Source organism: Streptomyces sp. NPDC058145, assembly GCF_042884245.1.
Classification (GTDB): Bacteria; Actinomycetota; Actinomycetes; order Streptomycetales; family Streptomycetaceae; genus Streptomyces.
This window is the reverse complement of record NZ_JBHVUH010000054.1, coordinates 1-4,231: the sequence shown is the minus strand read 5'-3', so window position 1 is coordinate 4,231 and position 4,231 is coordinate 1. Positions and strand designations below refer to the sequence as shown.

The window sequence follows — 4,231 nt, the reverse complement described above, 5'->3', positions numbered from 1 at the left end:
CGGGAGTCCTCCCGGACGGGGCGGTCGTCGATGAAGCAGGAACCCCAGCGGGCGACCGCTGGAATCCCCCGCCTTTAGGCGGGGGAGGAAGTCAAGGCTGATGAACAATCACCAGGGCACGGGCGTTCCGTCCCAGGAGAAGAAGCCACCGGTGGGACCGTCGTCCGGAAGCAAGGTCAGGTGAACGGCGCCCTGCGCGGCCTCGGCCGGGCCGCCGCCGGCAGCGGCCCGGGGGTTGAGATCAGTGGCCCGCAGGCCGGGGGCGAGCGAGTTGACCTTGAAGCCGTCCTCGGCCAGCGTCTGGGCGTAGAAGACGGTGAGGGCGTTGAGGGCGGCCTTGGACGACCGGTAGGCGGCAGCGCCCCCGCTTCCCGGGGTGAACTGCGGGTTGGGATGTGTGCTCCACGTCAGCGATGCGGTGCCACTGGAGATGTTGACGATGCGCGGGTGCGGGGACGGCTCAGGGCGGGCAGGAAGGCGTTGGTCACCGCCACCACTCCGAACACGTTGGTCTCGTACGTGTGCCGGAATTCTTCGACGCCGGTGTCAGCCGGTGGGGCGAGTGACGGTGAGATGCCGGCGTTGTTGACCAGCATGTCCAGGCGTTCCACCTGGGCCGCGGCCTGTGCGATGCCATCGGGATCCGTCACGTCGAGAACAAGCAGCCGGGCGCCGGTACCGATCTCCTCGACGGCCCGCTGTCCGCGCCCCGGTTCGCCGGCGCCCACGTACACGGTGAGGCCCTCGGCCGCGAGTAGCCGGGCGATGTGCTTGCCGATGCCCTTGTTGGCACCGGTGGCCAGAGCTGTGCGATCGTTCATACCGCGGTGTGCCTTCGCCCGGACGGCACGGCGGCCCGGGACCTCGATGTCGAACTGAGTCAGAGGGTGCACGCAAGCAACTGGTTCAGCATGAAGAGTCGGCGTCGGCAGGACTCCATGCCGGACAATGCTCCCAGGCCGGTCGCGCCTGATCAGCGAACGATCCGCAGCGTGCTGGCCCGGCTGGCTGTCAGTGCCGTAGGCCAGGATCCCCTCATGACCAGCCTGGACGAACTGCCCCCGTACCGACGCGCACAGTTGCTGTGGGGGCTTTTCAGGGGGTCGCGTTCGTGGAGGACCTGGTCCGCGAGGCCGAGCAGCAGCCCTGTCACCTGCCGTCTCCCCCGCCCTGGCCGCCGGGTAAAACCTTCGCGGTGCCGGGAGACGACGGCCGGTTCCACCTCGAACGGGCGGGTCTGATGCTGTGCGGGGAGACGGAGGCCCGGCGCCTGGAGCCACCGTCAGCACTGCGATTGGATCGAGCGGGAGCACGGGCCGCAGGAATGGAAAGGTGGCCGCCTGGACGATGCCGATTCGGTGGTTTGGGGCTCCCTCGTCGCCGAGTGGCCGGTACGACCGACCGGCCCGGCTGTCGATCCGGGCACCGTCGACCGGCCGGACCGCTGCCGCGGCGGGCGGTATGAGCTGATGCACCTGTGGCCGCCGCGTCCGGCCCGGACGGCGTCCATCCGGCGCCTGCGTGCCGCGTTGGTCGACGCGCTCGGCGCCGACTGCCACGGGTGCGGCCTGTATCCGGGGGCGATGGTCGATCATGACCACCAGACGGGCCAGGTGAGAGGGCTTCTGTGTGCCTTCTGCAATCGGGTGATGGAGGAGTGCCCGCACCTCACCGGCTGCCCCGGGGCCGACTATCTGCTCGTGCCTCCGGCGGCCGGGCTGCGCCTCGTCTACCCGGCCAGCCAGCAATGGCGGCCCAAGGAAGCCACACGTCAGCGGGTGATCGAGCAACTCGGGTTCGATCCCTTCGCGAGGGGCTGCACCCGCCCTCGTAGACGCTGGAATGGACCATGCAGCCGGCCCGGCAGCCACATGCGAAGGCTCCGCTGGAGGCGCGGCCACGCCGGGTGTCAGCGTGCCCGGGCACGGGCGTGGTGGTGCGTGCAGCCGGTGGAGCATGACGCGGCAGTACTCGGACGGTGGCCGATGCTGGTCCTCGTCGATGACCGACGGTGTGGATGCCGTCGGCTGGTCTACCACCAGTTGTTGAGGTCGTGGCGCACCCAACCCTTGACGCCCTTGTTGGCGCCGGAGGTGACCTTGATGTAGTCCCAGGCGTCCTTCGAGGAGTCCCGGTAGCAGTAGATGTAGGTGCGGGTGCCCTTGGACAGGACTCCCTTCGAGGAGTACCTGGTGGACGGACCGCTGCGCAGGTTCACGCCGTTGGTGTTGATGTGCCCGTTGAGGTAGTACCAGGCCGAGTTGCAGCCGCTGGAGTCGACGGCGGACGCGGTGGGCGCGATCGCCAGCGCGCCGCCGACCAGGGCCAGGGTGGTCGCCGCGAGCACCGCACCTCGCCGGAAGCGGGAGCGGGGACGGGTCTGGGTCGTGGTGGACATCGAGGTCTCCTTGCTGAGGCACCGGTGCTGACGAGGGCGCCGCCGGCCACCTGTCGAGGCGGCAGGGTTGAGACGGCCCGCCGCCGATGCTGCGGGCTGGCCGGACGCGACAGGCCGTGCAGGCCGGGAGCCTCCCAAGGGCCGGGGCAGCGACCTGATGAGCCGTCCCCGCAGGCGGGAAGAAGAAGTCGGACAGGCGGTTCCGGTGACGTGCTGGCGCCGAGGGCCGCCGGGCAGCCGGACGCAGCCCCGACTGGCGGGCCAGCGGTCTGTGGGGGCATGTGGTGGCGCGCGGCGGCACCCCCGAAGTGGGGGTGCCGCCGCGGTGTCGGTGCGGGCCGTCCGCCGCGGGCAGGGGCTCGGTCCTTCGCGGGGCCGGTGACGGTGTCTGTCGTCACCTGGACACGGCGAAGCCGTCGCGGACCCACCCCCACGTTCCGGATGCCAGACCGCTCTTGGAGCGGTGGCTGAGCTTGGTGTACAGCCAGGCCTGGGGATGGGCGGCGGTGCCCTTGCGCACGCCGCAGTAGGCGACGTACGTGTCGCCCTTGTAGAGCAATCCCTTGGAGGCGTAGCCGGTGCCCGGGCCGGTGCGGAAGTTGACCCCGTTGACGGTCACCGTGGAGGTCTCGCGGGTGACGTTGTAGTGGCACGCCGATGAGCCGACGGCCGAGGCGGTGGGTGCGGCGACCGCTGCCGCACCGGCGAGGAGGGTGACGGCGGTCGCGAGGGTGGCAACGCGCCGACCGGCTGTCGACGGGGTTCGCGTACGGTGCATCGCGGTTTCTCCTTGATCAGCGAGGTGCCAGCGCCCGTCGCCTGGAGCGTGCATCCGACTGCGGGCCCGGCGCTGGCAGGTCGCTGCATCCTGCGCGCCGCGATCGGCTGCCGCCCGGCCCAAGGCCCCTCGCTCCCGCGTGCCGAGTTCGTGACGTGCCCTGCCCTCCCCGGACGCGGGATCGGACGGGCAGAAGTGGCGTAACGAGTCAAGATCGCGCGTTGCCGTTCGGCGGCAGACGCAGCGGTCGTTGTGCGCTGCTTGCTGTCCCCTGCGGCCTGGCGGCTACGGGATGGGACGACACGTGATGGCCGATGGGTGAGACCGGTTGGCTCGCCGTACCTGGCAGGTCGAGTCGAGCGCGGTCGTCAGTGGCGTTGCGGAACTGGTGTCGCAGCGCTACGGCGAAACGGCCCCAGCTATCGCCCGAAAAAGCGCCCGAAGAACCCCACCGGCAAGCCCGACAGAGCAATCGCCTAGCACGCGGCGAAGAGGACGGCGAGGGTGCCTGCTGGGTCGTGAAGCGAGCGGGCACCATCAGTAACGACGCGATGTGTTCCAGGATCGACGGGATCTACCTTTGCCCAGCTCGGCGAGCCGATGCCCATCTCGACTTCCAGGCCGGAGGCCGTGGAATAGCGTCGCTCTGTGATCGCTCTCCACGACTGGGCACGGATCAGCTGGCCCAGCCCGAGCTCGGTGGCCCAGGCATCGCTGTTGAGATAACGGGACTCGTCTGTGGTGAGCAGGACGAGGTCGACGTCGGAGTCGGGTCGGGCAGCGTTGCGGGCGCAAGAGCCCACCAGGAGCAGACCGCCGACGTCTTCGCGATCCTTAGCCCAGCGGGTGATGCGATCGATGACCTCGTCGATCTCTTCGATCCGCTCCGGCTCCGGCAGGCAGGCGATGCTGCCTGACTTTGACGTCCTCCCCCTCGTGAACGAGGGGGGTTCCCCTATGAGGGGGTTGGGCCGGTCGCCCGGCTTTCAGGTTCCTGCTTCACGGACCGCCTGGCGGCGAGGTCTCCACAGGCTGACACGGGCTGCCCGCCCGCG

The 4,231-nt window shown here is 70.0% G+C and carries 4 protein-coding genes and 1 pseudogene; 1 reads left to right on the top strand and 4 read right to left on the bottom strand.

All coding sequences use genetic code 11. The features are described from left to right. Positions 1–108 precede the first annotated feature (108 nt). Positions 109–821 (bottom strand): annotated as a pseudogene (locus ACFVVO_RS39325) (SDR family oxidoreductase). A gap of 648 nt (positions 822–1,469) precedes the next feature. Between ACFVVO_RS39325 and ACFVVO_RS39320 the strand changes: the two are divergent. Continuing rightward, positions 1,470–2,108 carry an endonuclease domain-containing protein gene (locus tag ACFVVO_RS39320; RefSeq protein ID WP_390061686.1) on the top strand — a complete coding sequence of 213 codons (639 nt, stop codon included), beginning with the start codon at positions 1,470–1,472 and terminating at the stop codon, positions 2,106–2,108. Here the strand turns inward: ACFVVO_RS39320 and ACFVVO_RS39315 are convergent. From ACFVVO_RS39315 to ACFVVO_RS39305, 3 genes are all read right to left on the bottom strand, one after another. After that, positions 2,033–2,398, bottom strand: coding sequence for an SH3 domain-containing protein (locus ACFVVO_RS39315; protein WP_390061682.1), 366 nt, complete (start codon positions 2,396–2,398; stop codon positions 2,033–2,035). The genes ACFVVO_RS39320 and ACFVVO_RS39315 overlap by 76 nt on opposite strands. A gap of 394 nt (positions 2,399–2,792) precedes the next feature. Continuing rightward, positions 2,793–3,176 carry a hypothetical protein gene (locus tag ACFVVO_RS39310; protein ID WP_390061681.1) on the bottom strand — a complete coding sequence of 128 codons (384 nt, stop codon included), beginning with the start codon at positions 3,174–3,176 and terminating at the stop codon, positions 2,793–2,795. 476 nt (positions 3,177–3,652) lie between these two features. After that, positions 3,653–3,988 (bottom strand): nucleotidyltransferase domain-containing protein, encoded by a 336-nt coding sequence (locus ACFVVO_RS39305; RefSeq protein ID WP_390061684.1) that lies wholly within the window; start codon positions 3,986–3,988, stop codon positions 3,653–3,655. Between the last annotated feature and the right edge of the window lie 243 nt (positions 3,989–4,231).